General features: G+C 62.2%; 21 protein-coding genes and 1 tRNA gene. 12 read left to right on the top strand and 10 right to left on the bottom strand.

What is annotated here, in order from left to right; all coding sequences use genetic code 11:
- Nucleotides 1-9 precede the first annotated feature (9 nt).
- Nucleotides 10-873, bottom strand: coding sequence for a DUF6279 family lipoprotein (locus SM130_RS15225; protein ID WP_102825201.1), 864 nt, complete (start codon nt 871-873; stop codon nt 10-12).
- A gap of 178 nt (nt 874-1,051) precedes the next feature.
- Between SM130_RS15225 and SM130_RS15220 the strand changes: the two genes are divergently transcribed.
- Nucleotides 1,052-1,240, top strand: coding sequence for a hypothetical protein (locus SM130_RS15220; RefSeq protein WP_102825202.1), 189 nt, complete (start codon nt 1,052-1,054; stop codon nt 1,238-1,240).
- A gap of 23 nt (nt 1,241-1,263) precedes the next feature.
- Here the strand turns inward: SM130_RS15220 and SM130_RS15215 are convergent, their stop codons facing one another.
- The 4 genes from SM130_RS15215 to SM130_RS15200 all read right to left on the bottom strand — a co-directional run bounded on the left by SM130_RS15215 (nt 1,264) and on the right by SM130_RS15200 (nt 3,776).
- Nucleotides 1,264-1,812 carry a hypothetical protein gene (locus SM130_RS15215; RefSeq protein WP_102825203.1) on the bottom strand — a complete coding sequence of 183 codons (549 nt, stop codon included), beginning with the start codon at nt 1,810-1,812 and terminating at the stop codon, nt 1,264-1,266.
- 77 nt (nt 1,813-1,889) lie between these two features.
- On the bottom strand, nt 1,890-2,660 hold the full coding sequence (locus tag SM130_RS15210; protein ID WP_102825204.1) for a substrate-binding periplasmic protein: 771 nt from the start codon (nt 2,658-2,660) through the stop codon (nt 1,890-1,892).
- A 131-nt stretch (nt 2,661-2,791) separates the two neighbouring features.
- Complete coding sequence (locus SM130_RS15205) at nt 2,792-3,517, bottom strand: RNA pseudouridine synthase (protein ID WP_102825205.1); 726 nt, start codon at nt 3,515-3,517, stop codon at nt 2,792-2,794.
- Nucleotides 3,518-3,596: 79 nt separating this feature from the next.
- Nucleotides 3,597-3,776 carry a hypothetical protein gene (locus tag SM130_RS15200; RefSeq protein WP_015277667.1) on the bottom strand — a complete coding sequence of 60 codons (180 nt, stop codon included), beginning with the start codon at nt 3,774-3,776 and terminating at the stop codon, nt 3,597-3,599.
- A 185-nt stretch (nt 3,777-3,961) separates the two neighbouring features.
- Here SM130_RS15200 and SM130_RS15195 point away from each other — a divergent pair, with 185 nt between their 5' ends.
- The 3 genes from SM130_RS15195 (at nt 3,962) to SM130_RS15185 (ending at nt 8,492) form a co-directional block, all read left to right on the top strand.
- Nucleotides 3,962-5,110 carry a PQQ-dependent sugar dehydrogenase gene (locus tag SM130_RS15195; RefSeq protein ID WP_102825206.1) on the top strand — a complete coding sequence of 383 codons (1,149 nt, stop codon included), beginning with the start codon at nt 3,962-3,964 and terminating at the stop codon, nt 5,108-5,110.
- 173 nt (nt 5,111-5,283) lie between these two features.
- A complete protein-coding gene (locus tag SM130_RS15190; RefSeq protein ID WP_102825207.1) occupies nt 5,284-7,614 on the top strand; it encodes a glucose/quinate/shikimate family membrane-bound PQQ-dependent dehydrogenase in 2,331 nt (776 codons plus the stop codon).
- Nucleotides 7,615-7,655: 41 nt separating this feature from the next.
- Complete coding sequence (locus SM130_RS15185) at nt 7,656-8,492, top strand: CvfB family protein (protein WP_102825208.1); 837 nt, start codon at nt 7,656-7,658, stop codon at nt 8,490-8,492.
- A 48-nt stretch (nt 8,493-8,540) separates the two neighbouring features.
- Here SM130_RS15185 and SM130_RS15180 read toward each other — a convergent pair whose 3' ends face one another.
- Complete coding sequence (locus SM130_RS15180; RefSeq protein ID WP_102825209.1) at nt 8,541-9,122, bottom strand: DUF488 family protein; 582 nt, start codon at nt 9,120-9,122, stop codon at nt 8,541-8,543.
- 2 nt (nt 9,123-9,124) lie between these two features.
- Nucleotides 9,125-9,337: a DUF2945 domain-containing protein gene (locus SM130_RS15175; protein ID WP_102825210.1), complete on the bottom strand. Its 213-nt coding sequence runs from the start codon at nt 9,335-9,337 to the stop codon at nt 9,125-9,127.
- 530 nt (nt 9,338-9,867) lie between these two features.
- On the opposite strand from SM130_RS15175, the gene SM130_RS15170 reads away from it, so the two are divergent.
- From SM130_RS15170 to SM130_RS15150, 5 genes are all read left to right on the top strand, one after another.
- Nucleotides 9,868-11,964: a glycoside hydrolase family 5 protein gene (locus tag SM130_RS15170; RefSeq protein ID WP_102825211.1), complete on the top strand. Its 2,097-nt coding sequence runs from the start codon at nt 9,868-9,870 to the stop codon at nt 11,962-11,964.
- A 444-nt stretch (nt 11,965-12,408) separates the two neighbouring features.
- A complete protein-coding gene (locus SM130_RS15165; RefSeq protein ID WP_102825212.1) occupies nt 12,409-13,176 on the top strand; it encodes a hypothetical protein in 768 nt (255 codons plus the stop codon).
- Nucleotides 13,173-13,598, top strand: a complete 426-nt coding sequence (locus tag SM130_RS15160) for a phage holin family protein (RefSeq protein WP_102825213.1) — start codon at nt 13,173-13,175, stop codon at nt 13,596-13,598. Before SM130_RS15165 ends, SM130_RS15160 begins: the two co-directional genes overlap by 4 nt.
- Complete coding sequence (locus SM130_RS15155; protein WP_102825214.1) at nt 13,595-14,356, top strand: DUF3618 domain-containing protein; 762 nt, start codon at nt 13,595-13,597, stop codon at nt 14,354-14,356. The genes SM130_RS15160 and SM130_RS15155 overlap by 4 nt, the downstream gene beginning before the upstream one ends.
- 94 nt (nt 14,357-14,450) lie before the next feature.
- Nucleotides 14,451-14,526, top strand: a tRNA-Thr gene (locus SM130_RS15150).
- 78 nt (nt 14,527-14,604) lie between these two features.
- Here the strand turns inward: SM130_RS15150 and SM130_RS15145 are convergent.
- The gene (locus SM130_RS15145) at nt 14,605-16,083 is read right to left on the bottom strand and encodes an MFS transporter (protein ID WP_102825215.1); all 1,479 of its coding nucleotides are present in this window, start codon (nt 16,081-16,083) and stop codon (nt 14,605-14,607) included.
- 97 nt (nt 16,084-16,180) lie between these two features.
- Here SM130_RS15145 and SM130_RS15140 point away from each other — a divergent pair, with 97 nt between their 5' ends.
- A complete protein-coding gene (locus SM130_RS15140; protein WP_102825216.1) occupies nt 16,181-16,726 on the top strand; it encodes a TetR/AcrR family transcriptional regulator in 546 nt (181 codons plus the stop codon).
- 154 nt (nt 16,727-16,880) lie between these two features.
- Here the strand turns inward: SM130_RS15140 and SM130_RS15135 are convergent, their stop codons facing one another.
- Together SM130_RS15135 and SM130_RS15130 are read right to left on the bottom strand one after the other, a co-directional pair.
- On the bottom strand, nt 16,881-19,031 hold the full coding sequence (locus SM130_RS15135; RefSeq protein ID WP_102825217.1) for a TonB-dependent siderophore receptor: 2,151 nt from the start codon (nt 19,029-19,031) through the stop codon (nt 16,881-16,883).
- Nucleotides 19,032-19,171: 140 nt separating this feature from the next.
- Nucleotides 19,172-20,722 carry a GGDEF domain-containing protein gene (locus tag SM130_RS15130; protein ID WP_102825424.1) on the bottom strand — a complete coding sequence of 517 codons (1,551 nt, stop codon included), beginning with the start codon at nt 20,720-20,722 and terminating at the stop codon, nt 19,172-19,174.
- Between the two features lie 205 nt (nt 20,723-20,927).
- On the opposite strand from SM130_RS15130, the gene SM130_RS15125 reads away from it, so the two are divergent.
- Together SM130_RS15125 and SM130_RS15120 are read left to right on the top strand one after the other, a co-directional pair.
- Nucleotides 20,928-21,638 (top strand): response regulator transcription factor, encoded by a 711-nt coding sequence (locus SM130_RS15125; RefSeq protein WP_102825218.1) that lies wholly within the window; start codon nt 20,928-20,930, stop codon nt 21,636-21,638.
- A complete protein-coding gene (locus SM130_RS15120; protein WP_102825219.1) occupies nt 21,635-22,969 on the top strand; it encodes a sensor histidine kinase in 1,335 nt (444 codons plus the stop codon). The genes SM130_RS15125 and SM130_RS15120 overlap by 4 nt, the downstream gene beginning before the upstream one ends.
- Nucleotides 22,970-23,110 lie beyond the last annotated feature (141 nt).

The following is a 23,110-nucleotide window of genomic DNA, read 5'->3' as shown; positions in this document are numbered from 1 at the left end:
GGATGCTCGTCAGCCTTCTGGCGGCAGGCACTTGAGGCTGCCGAAGTCAGTCTGCAACTGTGCGAGGCGGTTGGTGAGGTGGGCACGCTGCCCATCGTCGGCGAGGGTGTGCAGGTCGGCGACGAGGTCCAGGCCGGCCTGTTCGGCACGTTGAAAGGTTGCTCGATCGTTTTCATTCATCAGCGCTTCGCGCTCCTGCAGGAGCCGCGCGATGCGGGCATCGAAGCCGTCGTCGTGACGCTCCTCGACCGCTTCGACAAGCATCTTCTGCCAGCGCTCGCGATTGTCCAGCCAACGGCTGTTCTGCTCGCCCAGGGTATGCGCCCAGAGCAGTACGCGTTGACGCTGCTCCGCATTCAACGGGCCGAACCAGTACTGCAGGCGTTCCTGCATGCGCTCGGCGCGTTCGCGAATCTGCTTGTCCAGCGGCGGTGCCAGATACTTCTCCCGGTGCTCGCGGCGGTTTTCTTCCAGAGAACGGCGCAGCTCATCGACCTGCGCGTCGCTGAGTGCACGCAGCAAGTCGGTGGCAGTGGGGGTGACTTCCACGGCGATGCTCTGCATGGCCTCGCGAACGCCACGGTAATGCGGCTCCAGATCCTGGCGTTCGAGCTGACCGCTGGCGCTCTCGCGTTCCAGCTGCTGGAGGCTGGCGAGAATCTCCGGCAGCTGAGTGCTGCAGTGCCACGCCAGGTGCTGGCGCAAGCGCTCACGCAAGTCGCGTTGCTGGCTGCGATCCAGATCCAGGTAGTCATTTAGCGACCAGGGAACCAGCATGTCGAGGTTGCGATAGACCAGCGTCGCGCGGCTGCAACCGGAGATCAATAATGCGGTGAGCAACGTCAGCAGTAGCAGGCGGGTGGTGATGCGCATCGTCTTTCCTCGCTGTGCGGCGCTTGTTGTGTAGAGCCGTGGCGGCGCCAGGGGTTCGTCCGATCGGCCGTTTCGTCGAACTGGACGAGCAAAGGCGGCTGCCCTGTGGTCTGCATTGCATGGGCCGGGTCGCAACAGCGAGGCGGCCGTTTTATCCCAGCAACGATGGAGAAACGCCATGACCTCTCAGATCAAGCACCTCAGCGGCGACGATGTACCTAAAGCCTGGCGCCCGACTTGGGCCGTGTGCTGGGTAGTGGAGCTGAACGGCACTGTCGTCGGCGGCCCGTATGCCAGCGAAGAGGAAGCCCGCGCGGTGGCCGAGGGCAAGGAAGAACCGCGCATCTCGCAAACCCCCGCGCCCTGACTGAACGTTGGTAGAGCCCGCAGCTAGCGCGACTGATCCAGGCAGTGCTGCGGGCAAGGCGCCTGATACGGCACCGAAGGCGGCGGTGGCGCGACCAGCTGATTGACCAGTTCCAGCGACTTGTCGAATGACGGATACCCGCTGCGTGCGACATCCAGCTCGCCGTAGGCTTCGCGATAGTATTCAGCGCGTACCAGATCGGCTTCGTTGAGCAGGTACGGTTCCTGATAGATCTTGTAGAGCAGCGCTACCGCATGGGGATGACCCTTGCGCTTGGCCTTCTCCAGCAGCTGCAGCACTTCCGAAGTCTCTGGGCCCTGGCGAATCAGCAGCAGCGCCTGGTAGAACTCGGTTTCGCCGCGCCGATCCAGCTTCGCACTGCGGTTGAGCAGGGCCTGGGCCAGTTCGTAGCTGTCTTCGTCAGCGATGGAGATCAGGATTTTCGCCTGCATCAGGTCGTTCTGATAGAGCAGGCGCTCGGCACGGCAGCTGTCGCTGCGGGACTCGTCACAGGGTTGGCTGGCGCAGCCGCCGAGGGTCAACAGCAGGCCGAACAGCATTGCCTTTTTCATGGCGGGCTTTTTCTCCGTTTTCTTTTGGCCAGTATGGGCTGTGCCAGCTTCGATTCGCCAGCGGCGCTTACGTTCGCTCAATAGTTGGAGCAGGGCGCGCTCATTTGCTGCAGGCCATAGCGCCTGAGCAGCGTCTGCCAGCGCGCGCTGTGCGGCAGATCGGCGATGAGCTGCTGGATGAACTGCGCGGTGTCGGCAGGCAAACTGGCGGTCATCAGCACATGCCGGTCGAAGATGTAGAGCGGGCTGGGCGAGACGTACAGCTGCGCCTCCGGTACTTCGGTCAGGCCGTAGAACAGCCTGGATGATCGAGGCATCACCGCCACGTCGAGGCGGCCGGACAGCAGCTTGTTGAGGTTTTGCAGGTCGCTGTGCACGTCCTCGCGGCGGATCAAGCCTTTGTCGATATCGTCCTGCAACACGCGGTAACGGTGGCCGAGAATTCCGCCCAGGCGCATGCCGTGCAGTGAGCGCGGTCCCTCGTAATCGACCGGTGCGTCGCTGCGCGAAACGAAATCCTGGATGTCGCAGAGCAAGGGTCGGGTCCAGCTGGCGCGAGCGGTCAGGCGCTCGGGAAAGAACTCCGGCGTGGCCCACAGCAATACGCCAGGCTCGTTGGCGGCAAGTCGGGCATCGAGGCGCTTGCGCGGCAGCTGAGTCAGCGTGAAATCGTAGAGACCCTGATTCGTCGGGTGCTCGTTGAGCAGTTGCACCATGGCTTCGGAAAGACCCATGTTGTGCTCGGACGCAAAAGGCGGGGAGGGCTGATAGGCCCAGACGGCAACAGGCTTGGCCGCCAGGATATGCAGGGGAAACAGGGTCAGCAGCAAGAGCAGCAGTTTCGGCATCGCGATCCTGATTCGGCTAATGAACTGTCGTGGCGATCTGCCGCAACGAGCCGCTCAAGACTGATTCAGCATGGCCTGTAAAGCAAGTACGGGCCGCTGATCGGCGCAGACTGCTGAATCAGGCGCCGGCGTTAGAAGCGCTCGTGCTCACCGACGATGCGCCAGTGCTCGACCGGCAGCTTGGCCATGGACAGGCGCCCGATGCGGATGCGCTTGCAGGCCAATACGCTGAGGCCGATGGCCTCGCAGAGCAGGCGGACTTCACCGGGCGCGGGCTCTTTGATCACCAGACGCAGGCGGTTTTCGCTCTGCCAGCTGACCTTGGCCTTGGGCAGAATCCTGCCCCGATGGCCGATGCCCTTGGCAAGCAGCGCCAGACCGTTCTCTTCGGCTTCGCCGCTGACCTCGATGACGTACTCCTCCTCCAGCTTGTCGCGCGTGCTGGTCAGCAGGCGGATCACGTCGCGCTCTTGGCTGAATACGCTCAGGCCGCTGGCGTCGGGGTCCAGTGGTAGCAGGATGCTCTGCTGGAGCAGGTGCCGCTTGAGGGGTTCGATACGGCTGGGGTCGTCACTCCAGTGCTCGCTGGCCAGCAGGGCGCGGCGCGTGCTGTCGGCATCAGCGCCAATCTCCACACCGGCAGGCTTGTGCAGCAGCAGGGTTACAGGCGCGATTTCCCTCGCCGTGGCGCCGGCTCGCAGCTCGATACGTTGCTCGTGAGTCACCTTGAGAAAAGGTGCTTCGACCGGTTCGCCGTCGACCGTTACCCAACCGCCCTCGATATACAGCTCGGCCTCGCGCCGGGAACAGCCGAGCTGCTCGGCGAGGCGTTTGGCAAGGCGTACGGGGTCGGTCATGGTGCGCTCGGAGACGAGAAAAGAGGGGGGTAGAACGCGGCGAGCCGAACTGCAGGCTCGCCGAAAGCGGTTCAGATCATCATTTCTTGCTGATGGTGATCTGGCGGGACGGGCCGTTGGTCTGGCCACTTACCCCGTTGGGAATGGTCTGGACCTCGCCGCCGGCTTTGAGGAAAGCGGCCATCTGCGCAGCTAGAGATTGGCTGGTTTCAGAGGCCGGTTCGGGTTTGCGTTTGGCGCTGGTGGTTTTCGTTGCCATGGGTCGCTTGTCCTTTAATCAGTCGAACCGGGCATTATACAGATTTGATCAATTTTTGTTCAGTTATTTCAGTGCCGTCATTTCTTGAAGCGTTTTCGCAACCACTGCGAGCACCGTCTGGTCTTCAATGAAGCCGCGAAACACAAACGTTTCGTGACGCCGAAATGCTAATCCGGAGGACCACCATGCTGCGCCATGCCATTCGAACCACGCTTTGCGGCTGCGCTCTTGCCGCCTCGTTCCAGGTTGCCGCCGACGTGCAGCGCTATCCCAGCGAGGCTGGAGAAGTGACCGTCAGGGAGATCGCTGCGGGTTTCGAGAACCCTTGGGCGCTGGCGTTTCTGCCGGACGGCGAGCATATGCTGGTGACCGAGCGCCCTGGTCGTTTGCGTCTGGTGGGATTGGATGGCAGCCGGTCCGAGCCACTCGGCGGCGTGCCGGAGGTGTTCGCGCGGTCGCAGGGCGGCTTGCTGGATGTACGGCTGTCGCCGGAGTTCGACTCGGATCGTCTGGTTTACCTGACCTATGCCGAGGCGGGCGAGCAGGGCAAGGCCGGGACCGCAGTGGGCCGCGGTCGGTTGAGCGAAGATCGGAGCCGACTGGAAAACTTCGAGGTGATCTTCCGCCAGATGCCGAAGCTATCGACAGGCGTGCACTTCGGCTCGCGCCTGGTGTTCGACGGCAACGGCCGCCTGTTCGTCGCGTTGGGCGAGAACAATCAGCGGCCGACCTCGCAGGAGCTCGATAAACACCAGGGCAAGATAGTGCGCATCGGCCTCGACGGCAGCGTGCCGGACGACAATCCGTTTGTCGGCGAGGACGGCGTGCAACCGGAGATCTGGTCCTACGGCCATCGCAACCAGCAAGGCGCGGCTCTCAACCCGTGGAGTGGTGTGCTCTGGACCCACGAACATGGCCCGCGTGGCGGCGATGAAATCAACATCCCGCAGGCCGGCAAGAACTACGGCTGGCCGCTGGCGACCCATGGCATCAACTACAGCATGCTGCCGATCCCGGAGGCCAAGGGTAAGACGGTGGAGGGCACCGAACCGCCTCATCATGTCTGGGAAAGGTCGCCCGGTGTCAGTGGCATGGCGTTCTACGATGCCGAACGCTTCCCCAACTGGCAGCACAGCCTGTTCATCGGCGCGCTGGTGGATCAGTCGCTGATTCGCGTGCAGCTCGATGGTGATCGCGTGGTTGGCGAGGAGCGCTTGCTCAAGGATCTCGGTGCGCGCATCCGTGACGTGCGTTTAGGCCCGGACGGCTACCTCTATCTGCTGACCGATGCCGGCGACGGCAAGCTGCTGCAGGTGGGGCTGAACGCGCAGTGAACCATTGATTGCAGACGAGGCCGGCTGGCCTCGTCGCTTCCCGATACATGACGCCAATCTCTGCTTCGCACGGAGCATTCCCTCCCGTCGCCTGTCCCACTCTCATTGATGGCCACTTCTGCTGGCCATCGGGACGTTGGCGAGTTCGATAACAAGATCGAGGGAGAAGGGCCGTGGCTGTGGTTATCAGCGGATTGTTCTGCATCATCGTCGGGATCGCGCTCGGCGTCGGGGGCGCAAAGGTCATAAGCCTGGGTGGGACCTGGTATTTCGCCATCGTAGCGGCGGGATTCCTGCTGACTGGTGTATTGCTGCTGATGCGCCGTCGCACCGCCTTATGGGTCTATGCGTTGCTCATGCTTGGCGCGCTCGGCTGGGCGCTGTACGAAGTAGGGCTGGACTGGTGGCAGCTGGCGCCGCGCGGCAGCATCATCGCGCCGTTCGGGTTGTGGCTGCTGACGCCCTGGATAGCCCGGCGTCTTGGCTGGCAGCATTTCGGCTTTCGCGCCTGGGGCGGTGCGGCGTTGCCGCTGATGTTGGCGGTCTTATTCTGGGGCGCTGCGGCGGTGTATGCGCTGGGGCACGACAGCCACGACATCAAAGGCATGATGCCCGCGCCGCTGGCTCAGGCACCTGGCGCGGACGATAGCGTGCCGGCCGGCGACTGGCACGCCTATGGGCGCAGCCAGCACGGCCAGCGGTACTCGCCACTGGCGCAGATCACGCCGCAAAACGTCGACCGACTCGAACCAGTCTGGCATTACCAGACCGGCGACCTACGCGGCCCGGAAGATCCGGACGAAACCACCTATGAAGTCACGCCGCTCAAGGTCGACGACAGCCTGTACCTGTGCACACCGCACAATCTGGTGATCGCCCTGGATGCCGAAACCGGACAGGAGCGCTGGCGCTTCGATCCCCAGGTGCCGCACTCGGTCAATCGTCAGCACCTGACCTGTCGCGGCCTGTCCTACCATGCGGCGCCGCAGCCCAGCGAGGCACAGGCCTGCCAGCAGCGGCTGTTCATGCCAACCGCGGATGCCCGGCTGATCGCTCTGGATGCGAAGACCGGCGAGATATGTCCTGGTTTCGCGAACAACGGCGAGATCGATCTGTGGGCGAACATGCCGCACAAGAAGGAAGGTTTCTACTATTCCACCTCACCGCCGGTAGTTGCGCGCGATGTGGTGATCATTGGCGGGGCGGTGAATGACAACGTGCGAGCCAAGGAGCCGTCCGGCGTCATCCGTGCGTACGACGTCTATACCGGCGAGCTGAAATGGAACTGGGACCCGGGCAACCCCGATGCCACGGAACCCATTGCAGCCGGGCAGACCTACAGCGCGAGCAGTCCGAACAGCTGGAGCATTTCCAGTGCCGACGAGGCGTTGGGGATGGTGTACGTGCCGCTGGGTAATCAGGTGCCGGACCAGTGGGGCGGCCGGCGCAGCGAGAACAGCGAACGCTTTTCTTCCTCCATCGTTGCGCTGGATCTGGACAGCGGTCAGCTGCGCTGGGTGTTCCAGACCGTACGCCATGATCTCTGGGATATGGACGTGCCGGCGCAGCCAAGCCTGATCGACATCCAGACCAAGGACGGCCCCATACCGGCTCTGGTGGCACCGACCAAGCAGGGCGACATCTATGTACTCGATCGCCGCAGCGGCGAGCCGATCCTGCCAGTGCGCGAGGTGCCAGCGCCGCAAGGCGCTGCCGAGGGCGACTGGGTGGCCAGAACGCAGCCAGCGTCGGCGCTGTCTTACGAGCCGCCGAAGCTACAGAGCAAGGACCTATGGGGTGCCACGCTGATCGACCAGATGATGTGCCATATCCAGTTCCATTCCCTGCGCTACGAGGGCCGTTACACGCCGCCTTCAACCCAGGGCACGCTGGTGCATCCGGGCAACTTCGGCGTGTTCAACTGGGGCGGCGTGGCCGTTGACCCGGTGCGGCAGATGGTCTTCAGCACGCCAGCCTATCTGGCCTTCACCTCGAAACTGATTCCCCGCGAAGATGCCGAGACGACGTACGTCTCGGACCAGGAGCCGTTCCTCAACGAGAACTTCGGCTCGCCATTTGCCGTGGAACTGAAGGCCTTCGTTTCGCCCATCGGTCTGCCGTGTACCGCACCGCCGTGGGGCTACGTGGCGGGCGCCGATCTGCGTACCGGCAAGACCCACTGGCTGCGCAAGAACGGCACGGTGCGCGACCGCTCGCCGATTCCGCTGCCGTTCAAGATGGGCGTGCCCAGCCTTGGTGGCCCGATGGTCACTGCTGGCGGCGTTGGCTTTTTGAGCGGCACGCTGGACTACTACCTGCGCGCCTATGACGTCACGACCGGACGGGAACTATGGAAGGCCCGTCTTCCGGCTGGCGGCCAAGCCACCCCGATGACCTACCAGAGTCGCTCCGGTCGGCAGATGGTCGTGGTGGTCGCTGGCGGGCATGGTTCGCTCGGCACCAAGGCGGGTGATTCGGTGATCGCCTATGCATTGCCACGCTGACTGGCGCTAGAATCGCCGCCTTTATATTCGGGACCGCCCACATGGCCGCAATCGGACGTTACAACAGCCTGCAAATCGTCAAGCACACCGGTTTCGGCCTCTACCTCGATGGCGGCCCGGACGGAGAGATCCTCCTGCCCAACCGCTATATCCCGAAAGACACGCCGACCGAGGTGGATGACTGGCTGAACGTCTTCATCTACCTCGATAGCGAGGACAAGCTGATCGCCACCACGGAGAAACCCAAGGTGCAGGTCAGCGAGTTCGCCAGTCTGAAGGTGGCCGAGATCAACCGCGTCGGGCTGTTCCTCGACTGGGGACTGCCCAAGGACCTGTTGCTGCCGCATTCGGAAGAAAAGCGCCCGCTGCAGGTCGGCGACTACTGCGTGGTCTACGTCTATATCGACAAGCGCACCCGGCGCATAACCGCCACCGCTCGCCTGGATCGTTACCTGGACAAGACCCCGGCAACCTACAAGGTCGGTGAGGCCGTGGACCTGATGATCGTCGAGGCGACCGAACTGGGCTTCAAGGCCATCATCAACGGCCAGCACTGGGGCCTGATCCACAAGAACGAGGCGTTCAAATTCCTGCGAGGCGGCATGCAGGAGCGCGGCTACATCAAGGAGCTACGTGCCGACGGCAAGATCAGCCTGAGCCTGCAACCGGTCGGCAGCGAGGCGACCGACGCCCTGCAGGCGTTGATCCTGCAGAAGCTGGCGGAAAACCAGGGCTCGCTGGATGTCAGCGACAAGAGCCCGGCAGAAGAAATCGCCCGTCGCTTCGGGGTGAGCAAGGGCAACTTCAAGAAAGCCATCGGTGGCCTGTACAAACAGGGGCATATCGTCATCCACCCGGATCGTATCGAGCGCGCCTGAGCGAAAGCAGGGCGGCTGCAATGGCCGCCCCAATACCCGGCTCGGGCGTTAAAGGTCTAGATTGATCTGCCCGCTGCCGACTTCCTTTCGCAGAGACTCACCTTCACCCGCTGCATAGCTAAGCTGCCCGTCGACCAGGCGGGCAGGGGCGGTGAACGGGTGGGCTGCCGCCGGCTTGTCATCCTGAATGTGCAGTACGCCGATGCCGCTGGTTTTCAACACGTCCGACACCAGCGAGCGATGACAGCGCCACCAGAGCACCTCGGCGCACATCATTGCGGTACGCCGCTGTGCCGCCATTTCCAGCAGGCAATTCAGGCCGCGGTCGAACTCGGCACTTTGCAGGTGATCGGCGTAACCGCGGAACGAGCTGTTGCGCCAGGCGAGATTGGGCGAATCCTTGAGTGGTCGTCTGCGGCCGCCCAGTTCTTCGATCCAGCGATACTCGATTCCGTGCTCGAGCAACGCCTCACGTAGAGCTGATTCACCGAACTGCGGCAGTCGCCGAGAGCCTGGAAAGCGTCGCACATCAGCGATGGCTTCGATCTGGTGGTGGCGCAGCACTTCCACGAACTGCTCGAGCGAGCGCGTCGAGTGGCCGATGGTCCACACCGTTGCTGGTTTGGCCATGCTTAATCCAGCTTTCGCAGTGCCGACTCTTTATGCATCGCCACGTGATCGGTCTTATCGCTCTTGATCTCGTATTGCGGAGCGTCCGGGCTGGCCCGACGCGTTCGGCCCATGAACTCGGTATCGGCGGTATGCACCTTGATGATGCGTCCGCGAACCCGGCCCGCTTCGGAATTCCAGCTGACGTGGTCGCCCACTTTGTATTGCTGACTCATGTTGCCTCCATCGGCTGACGGTTATGCGTTCGACCGTTCCCAGGTGTGGATGATCGTGGGACAAGCAAAGTTGCGCGACGGGCTAATCCGGTTTTTTTCGCGGCACTGCAACTTACCGTTCGTCGGAACTTGCTATAGGGTTTAAGCCGCTATTTCATCCGGTACATACAGAAAACCGCCGCGCAAATAGCGCCAGAAATACCTTTTAGAGGGGCTGCGGGTAATATCAAAAAGACACCTACTACCGCCTGAGTAGTGGCACTGTAATGTTGCTTTGTTTCATATGGCGACTTTCTGGCGATCTATAAGCGACAGAAAAATTTCCATTCTTTTTAAGAAACTATTATAAAACCGCCACGCAAGACGTTTGACCGGTTTGTTCAGGGGGTGGACGACGGGAAATCTCTTGTTGAATGGTTCGTTTCGTTGTGACACCGCGGCTTCCTTCCAAGAATCGCCCCACGACTTATCGACCTCCCGTCACTTTTTAAAGGCTCCGCCTTTGAAGTAGTAAGTTCCGGAGAGACTCAATGTCCACCAACCTGTTTTCCGGTGCCCGTAAGGCACTCGTCGCTTCCATCGCCATGGCTGCCCTCATGGGTGGCGTTACCGTTGTAACTGTCCCTTACGCTTCTGCGGCGACCGCTGTCGCAGCCGCTTCCGTCTCTACCAAGATCAACGCCTTCAGCAACACTGATTGGCTCAATGGCGTGTGGCGCACGGGCGCCGGCTTCTCTATTCCCGCCAGTGCCGCCAACCAGGCCGCGTTCAAGGCGGGTGCTTCAGTCAGGCTGTCCGACGGGCAGGTGCGCAAGATCAGCCGCCAGCAGATCGTCGGCAGCAACATGAGCATCTTCCTCGAAGGCGCCAAGCTCGACGGCAACAAAGTCGGCGCGCCGCAAATGGTCAGCACTGTCGGCACGACGACTTCTGCTCCAGCTGTTTCTGCACCAGCTACCTCGGCACCTACCCTTGCAGCGCCATCGACCGTCAGCGCGCATTCCACCAGCATCAATGCGTTCAGCAATACCGACTGGCTTAATGGTGTGTGGCGTAAGTCTCCGGGCTTCTCTATTCCGGCTAATGACGCCAATAAGAATGCTTTTAAAGTTGGCGCCTCGGTAAAACTGGCGGATGGCCAGGTTCGCAAAGTTACCCAAGTGCAAGTCGTAGGCGCCAATATGAGCGTTTATCTCGACGGCGCCGCGGTGAATGGAAGTGTGGTCGGGGCACCTAACAAGTTGTCGTTGGCTACTACCGCTGCTGCACCGGCGCCGACTGCGCCTGCTCCGACAACTTCGGTCGTTGCTACCAGCAATCTGAATAGCTTCACCAATACTGATTGGCTCAATGGTGTGTTCCGCGCTTCGGCCGGCTTCTCGATCCAGGCAACCAGCGCCAACATTGCTGCATTCAAGGCGGGCGCTTCGGTAAAGCTCGCTGATGGTCAGGTCCGCAAAGTGCTTCGCTCCCAGCAAGTGGGTAGCAACATGAGCGTGTTCCTTGACGGCGCCGCTATCAACGGTGCCACTCTCGGATATCCGAAGACCGTTTCCGTGGTTAACACTTCCGCCAGCAGCACGCCGTCGGCACCGTCCTTGACCACTCCGCCTGCTGCTGTTGCACCCGCGCCGGCTCCATCTGCTCCGGACACCACCAATGGCAAACCGCTGCTGGTTGGCGTAAACCTCTCCGGCGCAGGCTTCGGCCCGTCGGTTGTTCCCGGCAAGCACGGCACCAACTACACCTACCCGGCCGAGTCGTACTACAAGAAGTACGCCGACCTTGGCATGCCGCTGGTTCGCCTGCCGTTCCTCTGGGAGCGCATCCAGCCCAAGCTGGGCACGCCGCTGAACACCGAAGAGCTGGCGCGTCTGAAGCAGTCGCTGGACTTCGCGCAGAAGCACAACGTCAAGGTGATCTTGGACCTGCACAACTACTACCGTTATTTCGGCAAGTTGATCGGTTCCAACGAGGTGCCCATCAGCTCGTTCGCTGCGGTGTGGAAGCAGGTTGCACAGCAGGTGGTCAACCATCCGGCGGTCGAAGGTTACGGTCTGATGAACGAGCCGCACTCCACCAACGGACTCTGGCCGCAGGCTGCTCTGGCTGCTGCGCAGGCAATCCGTACGGTTGACTCCAAACGCTGGATCTACGTAGCGGGTGATCGCTGGTCGAGCGCCTTCCACTGGCCGTACTACAACACCCAGCTGATCACCAATCCGTGGATGCGCGATCCGAAGAACAATCTGGTGTACGAAGCGCATATGTACGTCGACAAGGACTTCTCCGGTAACTACTTCGACAAGAACGAGAAGTTCGACCCGATGATTGGCATCAACCGCGTCAAGCCCTTCGTAGAGTGGCTGAAGCAGAACAAGCTGCGCGGTTATATCGGGGAGCATGGCGTACCGGACTTCTCTCCGTCGGCCATCGTTGCAACCGATCACCTGATGACCTATCTGCGCCAGAACTGCATCCCCAGCACCTACTGGGCCGCAGGTCCCTGGTGGGGTGAGTACGCTCTGTCGCTGGACGTGACCAGTGGCAAGCACCGCCCGCAGCTGCCGGTACTGCAAAAGCACGCCAAGACTGCACATAGCTGCACCAGCATCGGTCCGCTGTAAGGACTACCCAGCAAACAGAAACGGGCCTTCGGGCCCGTTTTTGCGTTCTGCTCACAAAGCGCCTTGCAGCTCGTCGGCTCGCTGATCAGGTGTTCTTCCTGTCCGGGCTGACTACTCAGTCAATAAGCCTGCCGTCTCCGCCGTTTCGCTTGTTCAACCCCGCCAACGCCGCAGCCCTCGCGGCACGCAGGCTGCGTGCCGAAGGCGGGCACTTCGCTATCAGCGGTCATGGCGAGCGGGTTTCCGTCGAGGTGAAAAATGTGCATGCAAACCTGGCGTCAACGTCCTGAACCACCTGGCCAGAATCATGGAACTCGATTTTGGGGGTCCGGTCACCATTAGTGTGCGCACTGAAACTGCACGGCCGCGGCAACTCCGCATAGCTGTGCTTCACGGACCGTGGTCATCCGGCCAAATCCTATAAACCTATATAAGGTGGACAAAATGACGACACCCGATGAAGAGATCACAGGTTACGGCGGCCAAGCCAGAACCGATTCCCCGCAGGCGGGCTCTACGTCCGGCCAGCCATCCACCCAATCGAGTACCACTGGTAGCGACCGGACGAACACTTCTGGTTCGTCGGCGAGCGCCGAGGACATGAAAGCGAAGGCCCGCGACGCTGGCGAGCAGGTCAAGAATCAAGGCAAGGCGCAGCTCGATAGCTATCGGGGCACGGCCGCCGACGAGCTTGAAAAGGTCGCCCAAAGTGCCAAGGCAGCAGCAGCCGAGCTGGAGAATCAGGACAGCACCGGGCTTTCCAGCTACGTGTCTGATGTAGCGCAAAGCATGGTGGACCTGGCCGACAATCTGCGCGGCAAAAGCGTCGATGAACTGGTAGGTGAGGTCAATCGGCTGGCCCGCAATAACCCAGCCCTGTTCATCGCTGGCAGCGTGGCGCTCGGCTTTGGATTGACCCGATTCGCTCGCGCATCCAGCCATCGTGCCGACACCACTGGCGCTCGGGAGCCTACGACTGATTACGGCCATTCCGATGCCAGCCGGCCGCATCCCACGTCGCCGCTGGGCGTTCCGGCTGATGTCACTGCCGAGACCTTGCCCAGCCAGTCCGAACTCGATTCCCGCGTCTCCAGCGGAACCCCCGGTGGCACCGTCGGCAGCGTCAGCAATGCAGGCATGTCGTCGACCACCGGCAGCACCAACGGCATCGGCAACAATGGCAAAGGCACCACCGGAGGGCTTAATCGATGAACGAGCAACGTAATCTCAACGCGCCTTACGAGCCGGCTAGTCCAGAGCAGGACAGTTCCGTGGGTGGCCTGCTGCGGCAGCTGACCCGCGAAGTGCCATCGCTGTTTACCAAAGAACTGGCGCTGGCCAAAGCCGAACTGAGCGAGTCGCTTCGCGCCACCAGAGCGGGTGCAGCGAGCGTGGCCACCGGCGGAGCCGTGCTGTTGGCAGGCTTCATCATTCTGCTGATGTCGGCGGTCTACTTTCTCGCCACGATGATGGAGCCCTGGCTCGCAGCCTTGATCGTCGGCGTTGTCGTCGTCGTCATCGGGATGATCATGGTTTCGGCCGGCAAGAAGAAGTTCGAAGCCTCTTCGTTCAAACCCGACCGCACCATCCATTCGCTGCAGAAGGATAAAGAAGCCGTCAGGGGGCACGCATGAGTACGCATAATCAAGTAGACCTAGAAGCGCAAAAAGACCCGAGCACCCTGGAGCGAGAAATCGACCAGCAGCGTGCTGAGATCGGCAACATCGTCCATGCCCTTGAAAGCAAGCTGTCCCCCGGGCAGATGATCGACACCGCGTTGGGCTATGCAAAAGGTGGCGGTGGCGAATTCCTGCACAACCTTTCCGATACGGTGAAGGCCAACCCAGTGCCGACCCTGTTGACCTCTATCGGGCTGGTCTGGTTGATGGCCGGGCAGAATCGCCGTCCGGACTACAGCGCCAGCACGACGTCCACCGGCCCGTCCATGACCGACAAGCTGTCCGCCAAAGCTTCCGGTTTGAAGCAGCAGGGCACAGGAATCAAGGACAAGGCGACGCAGATGAGCCATGACGCCTCCAGCACGCTGGGCAATGCGCGTCATCGCGTCAGCGACTCCAGTCGGCAGGCTGCAGATAGCCTGCGGCATACGGCCGACCGCGCCCGGGGCGGCTTTTCGCAGCTGTTGAATGAGCAGCCACTGGCCCTCGGCGCCATGGGCATCGCACTGGGCGCATTGCTCGCGGCTTCGGTCCCGCCGACCCGTCGCGAAGACGAAATGATGGGGCAGAAAAGCGATGAGCTGACTGGCAAGCTCAAGGACAAAGCCCGTGAGGGTTACCAAATGGCGAGCGCCGAGGGCGAACAGTTGGCCGGTCAGGTCAAGCACGACCTCGAACGCGACCACGGCCAACCGGCCTCGCGGCCGCACTGACGCGCTGCCATGCAGGTGAGCAGGATTGCCGCATCGGGGACCGCCTCGCGGACTTGAGTCCAATCGCGGAACCCCCGATAATCCGCCACCTGGCGCCGGTGTAGCTCAGTAGGTAGAGCAGCGCATTCGTAATGCGAAGGTCGCAGGTTCGACTCCTGTCTCCGGCACCAATTAACGCGAAAGGCCCGCAGCGATGCGGGCCTTTTTTGTTTTGTTGGATGCCAGTCGCGCTGCTTCGATAGGGCGGACTAGCGAGCGCCGCGTGTGCACAAGGCGATGCCGACCGATGTGGCGCCGAGCAGCGAGACCACGATGATCATTACCGCGACGAAGGCGTTGTCGAACGCACCTTGCGCCAGGCTGATCAGCGGGGCGGCGATAGCTTCGGGTAAGGCTTCTGCGGCGATCAGGGCGCCATCGAGGCTGTCGCGTGCCAGAGCGGGGGCCGCCATTGCTGCCGGGGCGACGAAGGCTGCGGTGTACACCGCGGACATCACGCTGCCGAGAATGGCGATGCCCAGCGCACCACCCAGCTCGTATGACACTTCCTCGATCGATGCGGCCATGCCGGCGCGATCGGGCGGTGCGTGCAGCAGCATGGCGCTGGACGCGGCGGTCATTGCTGCGCCGACACCAAATCCGAGCAGGCTGAACGATAGGATCTGCACCCATTGCTCGGCGGCATAGCCCAGTAGATAGAGGAGGGCACCGGTGGCCGATAAGGCCAGTGAGGTGCTGAGGATTCGCTCCGCGCCGATGCGGGGTAACGCCAGGCCTGCAAGCGGTCCTGCGATAAAGGCGCCGAGCGGGATTGGCAGAATGGTCAAACCAGCCTGGAGGGGCGAAAGCCCGACCACCAACTGCAGCCGCTGGCTGACCACCAACTCCATGCCCATCAGGGCTGCTGAGGCAACCGACGCGGTGACTACGCCAGCCGAGAAGCTCCGATCGCGAAATAGCGCGAAATCGATCATCGGCACGGCGGTCTGGCGCTGACGGCGCAGGAAGGCCAGGCCGCAGGCAATGGCGACGATTGCCGCTATGCACGCTTGCAGTACCGAAGGGTCGGCCTTGCCGGCTTCCTTGATGGACAGGGTCAGCCCGACCAGTGCCCCCATGATCCACAGCGAGGCGAGAAGATCGAACGGCCGCTGCGGGTTACCGGGCCTGGACGGCACCCAGACCACTGCGAGCACCAGCGCCAGCAGGACGATGGGCAGGTTGATGATGAACACCGAGCCCCACCAGAAATGTTCCAGCAGCACGCCGCCGACCACCGGACCGAAAGCCGCGCCACCGGAAGCGATAGCGGCCCAGATGCCGAACGCCAGAGCGCGCTCGCGAGCGTCTTCGAAAACGTGACGGATAATAGCCAGCGTGGCGGGCATCATCATGGCAGCGCCGACCGCCAGCGCAACGCGCGCGGCGATCAGCATCTCGGGGTTCGGCGAGAACGCCGCGCCGAGGGATGCCCAGCCGAACACCACTAGGCCTGAGATGAACATCCGTTTGTGTCCGAAGCGATCGCCCAGCGCGCCCATGCCGGGCAATAGGCCTGCGACAGTGAGGGCGTAGGCGTTCACGATCCACAATTTCTCGGTGGCGGAAGCGCGCAGCTCGTAGGTCAGGCTGGGGAGAGCCAGGTAGATTACCGTCATATCGATGACGATCAGCAGCAGGGCACTGGACAATATGCCCAGCACCAGCCAGCGAATAGGCGATTTCAAGGGGGCCGACCTCGGTTAAGGTATTCAGCGCGGTTGGCTGAAGGTGAGCACTGCGACAGAATATAAATACATACGTATTTAATTGAAAGGGGCAGGTGTGGGAAGGAAGAGAACGATCGATCGTGACGCGCTGTTGGACGTGGCTGAAGGCATCGTTAATCGACAGGGCGCCGCGGCATTGACGATCGATGCCGTGGCCAAGGCGGCGGGCATAACCAAGGGTGGGGTGCAGTACAGCTTCGGCAGCAAGGATGACCTGATCAACGCCATGTTCGAGCGTTGGGGCAAGGGCTACACGGAGCAGTTCCAGCGCATCGCCGGCGACCAGCCCGATCCGCTGACCGCGGTGCGCGCGCACGTGGAGGCAACTCGTACCTCGGATACCGCCTCTCACGCCAAGGCGGCAAGCCTGATGGCTGCGCTACTGCAGACGCCGGAGCATCTGCTATCGACCCAGGCGTGGTATCAGGAGCGCCTTGCCGGGCTCGACACCTCTACAGAAGAGGGTCGCCGTGCCCGGCTGGCTTTTTTCGCCACTGAAGGAATTTTCACCCTGCGCTTTTTCCGCCTGATGGAGATCGATGAGCAGGAGTGGGCGGACATCATGAGCGACATCGCGGCGCTGGTTCGTCCGGACAGCTGAGCGGGCATTCATTGGCTCTCGCTGATTACCAGGTCATACGAAAGCAGCGGGCAGGGGCTTCGATGGAGTGTCCTCGGAGACGCCGGTGTGTATCTGGAGCACGCGCCAGAACATAGGAGCGGGGCGCGGCCGCACAGGCTACGCCCTGGGATGGTTACAGCGTGACCGAGATGCCCGCCTGCAGCGTGCGGGGTGCGCCTGGGTAGGCCCAGATGTTGCCCCAGGCGCGCTCTTCGTATTCCTCATCGAAGACGTTGTTGAGGTTCAGATTCAGACGAACCCGTTCAGTCAGCGGATAGTAGGCGAGCAGGTCGACGGTGGTGTAGGCGTCCATGTCGAACGCTGTGTTCGAGGCGCTGCCCTTGCGGTCGCCGACGTACTTGATGCCCATCCCGACGCCGAGCCCGGCCAGCGGGCCTTCGGCGAATTCGTAGGTATCCAGCAGGTTGAAGCTGTGCCGCGGCACGTTGGCCAGACGCGTGCCGACCGGCATCGATGTAGTCGAGCTTTCGGTGACTTCGGCATCGACGTAGGCATAGCCACCGATCACGCGCCACTGCGGGGTGATGTTGCCGGCCACGCTGATGTCGAAACCGCGGCTGCGCGCTTCACCGGCAGCGACCTTGAAGGATTGAACGCCTGTGTTGGCGGGGTCGTCGGTAAGCACGTTTTCCTTGGTGATATGGAACAGTGCAGCGGTAACGCTGAGGTCGTGCTCCGGCAGGTCGTACTTGATACCGACTTCGTGGGCGATGCCTTTTTCCGGGTTGAACGCCTGGCTGCTGCGGTCGGCACCCGGGTTGGGTTTGAACGAGCGTGAGGTGTTGGCGTAGACGGCCAGCGCTTCAGTCAGGTCGTAGATCAGCCCGAAACGAGGGGATACGGCGTTGTGCGCTTGATCCCAGCTGCCCGCAGGCCTGAGCTTGTTGTCGTAGCGCTGCTCGAAGCGCTCCAGGCGTGCGCCGACCTGTGCTTTCAGGCGCTCGGTGAGGGCGATCTGGTCCTGCAGGAAGAAGGCGTACGACTTCAGCTTCTCGTCATCGTAGGTGGTGATACGCGTCAGGGCGGGCAAGGCTTGACCGTATGCAGGATCATAAAGGTCGATGGGGAAGTCGGTGGTCGAACCGCCGGAGCGACGAATCAGCGAGTCGTAGTTGTATTCATCGAACTCGACACCCAGCAGCAGCGTGTGTGCCAGACCTGCGGCGTCGAAGTGACCTTCCATATTGGCCTGCACAGCCAGGTCGTTCCAGTTCAGCCAGCGCTCGCTGTAGTTGCGGCCTACGGTGCGGCCATCGGCGGAGACAGCGGTGGTGGGGAGGCCATTGTTCTCCACTGCACCGCCGTCCAGGCTGCCGTCGAGGTACTGAATGCCGCCGCGCAGCATCCATTGGCTGTCCAGCTGGTGCTCCACGCGCAGTTGGGTGGTGGCGTTCTTGTTGGTCAGCTTGCCGGCGCTTTCTTCACCGAGGAAACGATCACGCGGCAGATCACCGGCCTGGTTGGGATAGCGAGTCACGCCACGGTCCAATGGGTGACGATTGTGCAGATAGTCGCCTTCGAGGATCAGCGCGGTGTCGTCGCTCAGCTGCCAGCGCAGTACCGGTGCGATGTTGTAGCGCTCGCTTTCGACGTGATCGCGGAAGCTGTCGCTGCCTTCGGCGACGAGGTTGAGGCGATAGGTGACGGCTGCGCTGTCGTCCAGCGCACCGGTGGTATCCAGGGTGCCGCGGCGCAGGCCGTCAGTATCCATCTGGCTGCCCAATACGGTACGTCGCTCGGCTTGTGGCTGCTTGCTGACGATGTTGAAGGTGCCGCCCGGATCGCCGCGCCCGTAAAGCATCGACGCCGGGCCGCGGAGTACTTCGATGCGTTCCAGCGTGCTAGCGTCGGGCATGTTGGGATAGCCACGGTTTACCGCGAAGCCGTTACGGTAGAACTCCTGAGTGCTGAAGCCGCGCACCAGAAATTCGGTCAGGCCCTGCCCGCCAAAGTTATTGCCGCGCTCCACGCCACCGGCGTAATCGAGTGCGTCTTCCAGGCGCGTTGCGCCGATGTCTTCGACGACCTGCGCTGGAACGACGCTGATCGATTGAGGCGTTTCATGGATGGCGGTATCGGTGCGGGTGGCGCTGGCCGAGCGGGTTGCTCGATAGCCTTGCACGGGGCCGTCGGCGCGCTCGGCCGATGCGGTGACTTGCATCTCTTCGAGGGCGAGCGGGGCGGCCGTATCCTCATTGGCTGATGCAGTGATATGACAGGTAAGCGCGGGAACCGCGAGCATCGGGACGAGAAGGCGCCGCATCGAATGATCCTTGAACGGAGGGAAACGAGGGCGGGCATCCTAATGGTAACGAAAACTATTATCAAATGGCCGGGTGCCTGAGCGAGCTGTACTCGCGCGGCTGGATAATCTGCGAGTGGCCGGCTGCCGTGGCTACCGCTTCAGGTCGAGGCGAGTACCACGCGGTCACGGCCAGATCTTTTCGCTTGGTACAGTGCGTTGTCCGCCGCCTTGAAGGTTGCGTCGGGGGTGGCATAGTTGCCGCTACTGGCGATGCCGATGGACGCCGTTACCGGAGCTCCCGTTGGGCTTGGGGTCTGTCGCAAACGCGCCAGCAGGCGTTCGGCGGCGATGCTTGCGCCGATTGCATCGGTCTCGGGCAGCAGCATCAAAAATTCTTCGCCACCCATCCGGCAGAGCACGTCAGTCGGGCGCGAGCATTCCTTCATTTCCGCTGCGAGAAAGCGCAGTACCTCGTCACCTACGTCATGGCCGTACTGGTCGTTGACGTGCTTGAAGTGATCGATGTCCAGCGCGAGGGCTGCGTAGCGCTGATCGAGCAGCTCGAATTGCCTGAGCGCCAGCTCCAGGCCGCGTCGGTTGCGCAGGCCGGTCAGCGGATCGGTCATCGAGGCGGCTTCCAGCGCTCCCATTTTCTGCTGCAACAGGGAGACGCCCGCAAGCATCGCCACTTTCAGCCGCGATACCTCGAAGTACCAGGAATTGACCGTCGAGATGCGACTGGCCGCCTCCGGCGCGCCCCAGTGCTCGGCAGTGTCGGCAAGCGCTCGGATCGGGGTGGAGATGAGCTTGGACAGCCACCAGAACACCGCGAGCGAGATGACGGTAAACGGCACGGCATTCAGTAGCGTGGTATGCGCCAGTTGTTGAAGTTTTGCCGTTATGGCTGCAGTGGGCCGTTGCGAAACGATCCCCCAGCCGGTGCTCTGGATCGGTGCATAACCGGCCAGCATGTCCACGCCCCGGGTGTTGATGACGCGCTGGCTGCCTTCGTGGCGCTGCAATACCTGCTGTACGACCTGGTTGCTCGATACGTTCTGGCCGACCCGCTGGCCATCTTCGTGAAAAATCAGATTGCCTTGTGTATCGACCACGTAGAGGTAAGAGCCGTCACGGTAGTAGTGCACGCCCAGCAGGCCGTGCAGTGCGTTGCGTTCGCGCAGGAACAGCGATGCGCTGAGGAAGCCGAGGTAGGCCCCGTCCGGGGCGAAAATCGGCTGGGTCACCGCAACCAGGTACGTGCCGTCGGTGGCGATATATGGATCGCTGATCAGCGGCTTGCGCTCAGTCAATGCACGTGTTGCCCCCACGCTGTTGACTTTGACGCCCAGCAGTGCGGCGCTCCCCGGCGAGGCTGAAACGATCTCCCCATCGGCGCGGACGATAATGGCCCGGCTGAACTGATCGCTCTTGAGCTTGAGCCGCTCGGTTTCGCCGTCGCGTGCGGCAGGGTCGTCGAAGCGGGTCGAGAGCACATCGGCGGCATAAGCGAGTTCGCGGCGGCTGTTGAGGAAAAACTGGTCAGTGGTGTCTGCAAGTTTGCGTGCATAGGCGCGGTTCGCCTCAAGCGTCTGCTCGAACAGTTGTTCGCGCTGAGAGGTATAGGCAGCGAAGAAGCTATTGCCGAAGGTCAGCAGGCCGGCCAGTAGGGCCAATAGCAATGTGAGTTTTTGCAGATCCAGCCGGGAAATCACCCTTCGCTCTCCTAATGCATGCTTGGCGCGGTGCCAATGCAGGGTCGCCCTCAGGATTTGTACCGAGCGCAAGCCAAAGGCCGGGGATGATACAGGCACCATGCCAGCCAGGAGTGGTTTTCGGACGCGCCAGCGGTTGGTGACTGGTATTAGATTTTTATGTGGATAATAATCACTCGCATTACAAGCGACCTTGATATCCATGCCTGACACAACTGCTCCCGCCACCCGCCTGCTCGCCGTGGAAGATGATCCCGTTTTTGCCCGTCACTTGGTCGACCACCTGGAGTCGATCGGCTATTCGGTCAGCCATTGCCAGGATGGCGAAGCGGGCCTGTCGCGGGTGCAAGCCGAGCATTTCGATCTGATCCTGATGGACATAATGCTGCCCGGCACCAGCGGGCTGGACGTGCTGGAGCAACTGCGGCGCAACTGCAGCGTGCCGGTTGTGCTGATGTCGGCGCTGGGCAACGAGCAGGATCGCATCACCGGTTTCAGCCAGGGCGCCGATGACTATCTGCCCAAGCCTTTCAGCCTGCGGGAGCTGAGCGTGCGCATCGAGGCAGTGTTGCGGCGGGTGGCTTACGAGCGCACGGACACAACGGCTGCGCTCGACTGCGGCGAGTTGCACTTCGACGAGCAACGACGAGACGTCGCGCTAGGGGAGTGCTGGGCCGGCCTTACGCCCAGCGAGTACCGTGTGCTGGCGATGCTGTGGCAGCACGCCGGAACGGCATTGAGTAAGGCTTGCCTGTATCAGCAGGCACTACACCGCAACTATTCAAGCCACGACCGTAGCCTGGACATGCATGTCAGCCATGTGCGCCGCAAACTGAAGGTGCTTGGCTGTGCCACGCTGCACGTGGAAACCGTGTGGGGCACCGGCTACATGGTGACAAGAGGCGAGCAATGAGCTTGCCTTCGCGCCATTCGCTGTACTGGCGACTGGCGCTGTTGCAGATCGGCTTCTGTCTGTCGCTGATCTGGCTGAGCCAGTCCTGGACGCAATATGTGTACGAGCGCAGCAGTTATTTGCCGGCCGAGTCGCGCCAGCAACTGATGCGTTACGCGGCCGGTGCCGAGCAGGCCTGGCGCGATGGCGACTTGCAGCGCTGGTTGGAGCACTTGCGCGAGCGTGAGGGCCGCTGGGCTGTGGCGGTGGGGACGGATCTGCACTCGCTGAGCGGGCGGACGCTCGAGCCGGATGACTATGCGCGTATGAAAATGGTGCGCGGGTTGGATTGGCGTATCAGTCGTCGGGGCAGCGATACCCCCTACGTAAGCGTGCCGTTTCCAGGCCGCCCCGACGGCGGGCAGCTGATCCTGCAACTGCCTGAGCGGCTGATGCCCAGCACCTCGATGTTCCTGCTGCAGCTGCTGATCAACGTCGTGGTGCCCGGCGTGCTGGCGCTGCTGTTCTGCGCACTGATCTATCGGCAGCTGATGCGACCGCTGGCCCAGTTGCAGGCCCAGGCCAACGCGCTGCGCGCGGACCGGCTTGGCATGCGTGGTGGCGCGCTGATCACGCGGCGCGATGAACTGGGTGAACTGGCGCAGGCTTTCGATCACATGGCCGAGCGCCTACAGAGCGCCGTGTCGTTCCAGCGCCAGCTGCTGCGCGACCTTTCCCATGAGCTGCGCGCACCGCTCAGTCGCCTGCGCGCGGCGGCCGAGCGCGAACCTGCCGGCAATGAGCTGAACCGTCGGGTCAGCCAGGAAGTGCAGGGCATGGAACAGTTGATCGGCGGCATTCTCGAGCTGGTCTGGCTGGACACCGAACGCCCCTCGCTGCCGTTGGAAGAGGTTGATGTGGCGGCACTCTGGGATGTACTTCGCGACAACGCCTGTTTCGAGTCCGGCTGGGACCCAGCCCGGCTGCCCTGCGACCTGCCGGACGGCTGTCGAGTCCACGCGCACCTGAATGGTCTTGCGCAGGCACTGGAGAACATCCTGCGCAACGCCATCCGGCACTCACCGGCCGAAGGCATCGTGCGTCTCACGGGCCGCCAGGAGGAGGGTCGTTGGCATCTGTGGATCGAGGACAGCGGCTCGGGCGTCGCGCCGGATCAGCTGGAGCGAATCTTTCAACCTTTTACTCGCCTCAATGCGGCGCGCCCCGGTGGCGACGGCTTCGGCCTGGGATTGGCGATTGCTCGGCGCACGGTCCGCCTGCAGGGCGGTGAACTATGGGCTGAAAACGGCGGGCCAGGGCTGCGCCTGCATCTGACCCTGGCAACTGTATAGTTTGTAAATGCACTTTACTCTCAAATGAGAATGCATAGCATTGCGAGTCGGCGCGACGGGCTGTTCCGCCGGCCACGCCTTGCCTGCGGCCATCTAGCGGACCGTAGAAGACGTAATCGCTTCTCAGGGAGACGGGTGTAA

It is taken from the genome of Stutzerimonas stutzeri (genome assembly GCF_038561965.1).
Taxonomy (GTDB): Bacteria; Pseudomonadota; Gammaproteobacteria; order Pseudomonadales; family Pseudomonadaceae; genus Stutzerimonas; species Stutzerimonas stutzeri_AA.
The sequence above is the reverse complement of the archived record's forward strand: the minus strand, read 5'-3'. Positions and strand labels throughout refer to the sequence as shown.